The organism is Nocardioides sp. Leaf307 (assembly GCF_001423135.1).
Taxonomy (GTDB): domain Bacteria; phylum Actinomycetota; class Actinomycetes; order Propionibacteriales; family Nocardioidaceae; genus Nocardioides; species Nocardioides kribbensis.
In genome coordinates, this window is record NZ_LMNY01000005.1 from 1 (window position 1) to 2,621 (window position 2,621).

The 2,621-nt window shown below is 69.5% G+C and carries 2 protein-coding genes; one reads left to right on the plus strand and one right to left on the minus strand.

The features are described from left to right. Positions 1–127: 127 nt before the first annotated feature. Positions 128–706: a helix-turn-helix domain-containing protein gene (locus ASF50_RS20070; RefSeq protein WP_082503380.1), complete on the minus strand. Its 579-nt coding sequence runs from the start codon at positions 704–706 to the stop codon at positions 128–130. A gap of 777 nt (positions 707–1,483) precedes the next feature. On the opposite strand from ASF50_RS20070, the gene ASF50_RS19195 reads away from it, so the two are divergent. Continuing rightward, positions 1,484–1,648, plus strand: a complete 165-nt coding sequence (locus ASF50_RS19195) for a hypothetical protein (protein ID WP_156718400.1) — start codon at positions 1,484–1,486, stop codon at positions 1,646–1,648. Positions 1,649–2,621 lie beyond the last annotated feature (973 nt).

Consider the following 2,621-nt stretch of genomic DNA (forward strand, 5'->3'; position numbering starts at 1 on the left):
GCCGATGGTACTGCAACCGAGAGGTTGTGGGAGAGTAGGACGCCGCCGGACAATTCTTAGTGCTTGTGGGGTCACCTGTTACCGGGTGGCCCCACAAGCCATTTCAGGACCTCTCAGCCAAGCGCGGTCACGGCGCCGGGCGTGCCCCCGAGGGTGTGGCTTTTCGTTCGCCGCGCTGCCGGCGACGGTGCCGACCGCCGGTCGTTCCAGTCCGACGAGGAGGTCGCCTGCTCCGTGACCTGGGACTGTGCGGCCCTCGATGTAGAGGGTCCACGGCCGGTCCTTGCGGTGCCGCCTGTTCAGTTCGGTGGAGGAGAGCACGAGCGGGCCGGGAACCCGGAGTGCCGTGTGGTCTGCTGATCTGTCCGGCAAGGCGTTCCTGGACGTGAGAACGCCGGCGTGGATTCGCCACCAGCGTGTCCGCCTTCGGCCGCTTGCCGGCCATCTCGGCCTTCCAGTGCGCCACCGGCGCCCGACACCCAGCACTGCTGTAGCGCACCGCAGCGTTGCGGCGCACTTCCCGCGACACCGTGCCGGGGTCGCGGCCGATCGCCCGAGCGATAGCGAACGACAGGCTCGTTGGGCAGCGCGCCTGTCGCGATCTCTGCCTAAACGCTGCTTCGACATCGCGCTGGGACTTCGGATGACCAGCCGAGCGCAGCTGTGGCCGGATCGCCCGATCTGCGTCCTGTTGATGCCGGACCACTCAACACCTCGATGGACGGGATGTCGCGACGACCGGTTGAAGGCGTCCTGGTGTGCAGCAGGCTGGCGGCCGCTCGCGAGCCCTCCGCGCGGCAGCGGAGAACGGCGGCGTCGAACGCCGCGACGGCGATCGCGAATCGCATCGTCAATCGATCGATTAGCCCACGGCGGTTGGACCTCACGTCGCAGACGGCGCGGACCTCGAGCTGTGCCCTGCCACGCGTGCGCGCACAGGGTGGCATCGTCACCAGCGAGGCTCGGACGCTCAAGCCGCGGCGCGAGGCGCTCCTGTGGCGACGGGGGAGGGGCTCGCACGAGCCGAGGCCTGACAACGGCATCACGATCGTCGTTCGCGAGCGTGTCCACCAGTCGGTCAAGCACATCGCGCCGGTGATGGCACGTTCCCGGTCCGCCATCAGTCGCGAGTCGCGACGCACCGCCACCTCGCGCGGCTGGATGTCCCACACCGCTGATCGGACCTCGGCCGCACGCCGCGCTCCCCCTCGGAAGGGCAAGCAGGGGGTCGGACCCGGGTTGCGGGAGTACGTGGGGGTGAGTCTGAAGAACAGGTGTGCGGCGCAGCAGGTCACCAGCCGGCTGATCGTGGACTCCCTCGCCGCACCGGAGATGCGCATAGGTCCCGAGACGATCCACCAGGCATCGACATCCACGCGAGGGCGAACGTCGACGCGACCTCAGCCTCCCGTTGCGCCGCGGGCGATCGGCGCGACGCCCCCGCCGACAGCCGGTTTCCCGGCGGCCCCGGTTCGTCGATCCCGTGATCGGCACCGCGGGCGGGTCGGCCGTTGCGACGCTCGCCGAGCGCTCCAGCCGCTACCTGCTGATGGACCACCTGGGCTGCGAACCCAGCGGCGATGCGGTCCGTTACAGCCTGATCGCCACCGACCTCGAGGTCTGCTTCGCCGACCCGATGGGCCCTTGACCGGGACACCCCAGCCGAGTGGTGGGCTCAACCGTCCTGGGTCACGTGACGACCCGGCCGTGACTCTTGCCGAGCGCAGTCCACACCCACCGAGTGCAGAGCACAGTCGTCTCGCGGATCCTCCACCTCGGTCCTCTGCTCGAGGAGGAGTCGGTCAGCTGGACGGGGCCGAGCCAGACGACCGGCGCCGCGAGCAGGAGCCCCCGCGGGGATGCAGTGGTCCGGGGCGTTTCCGGTGCTGAGCCCCCGCCCGCGAGTGCGACCACGGCCGCGACGACGAGCGCACACTTCACGCGGTGCGGTGGTGGCAAAGTGCGACACCGACCCGGTCGCACCGGATGAGGCCGTGGTGCCACCGACAGGGAGGTCGACCGACCGGGCAGACCGCAGCCGAGTGTCGGGGGAGGGAAGGCGCGTGGCTGTCGTCCTGGCACGTCCTCCTGCCCGACCACGTCCAGCGACCAGCTCTGCGCCGTGCGTCGCGGTGGCGCCCCCTGGCTCTCCGGCACCACGGACCGCAGGCGTCCACTCGAGGGTCTCCGACCCTGCTGCGCCTTCGCTTCCCATGCTGGCGGCTGGCCGCTCGGTGGCGCCGCGTCATGGCAGGGAGACGTGAGTGGTCGGGCCAGCGCAGGTAGCAGCCCGGGGTCGGGTCGACGTCGCGGCCGGGGTGCAACGCTCGAAGGGGTGTGGACGACTCGATTTGGCGTCTGCCAGGCATCTGCGTACTGTTCTCCGAGTCGCCACGGGCGGCCGCGGCCCGCGAGAGCGGTCCACGAAGCGGCTGCTGGTGTGCGTCAGGAGGACGAAGGAGTTCCCCCAGATCGCGGATTTGATAGCGAGAGGGAGAGCGGGTAAGTTTCTCCGGGTTGCCCCGCCGCCGGGTTGGAAACGGTCTGGGACGGTGTGCGTCTGATTCTTGAGAACTCAACAGTGTGTCATAGTCGACGAATTAGTTTGTTATGCCCCGTTG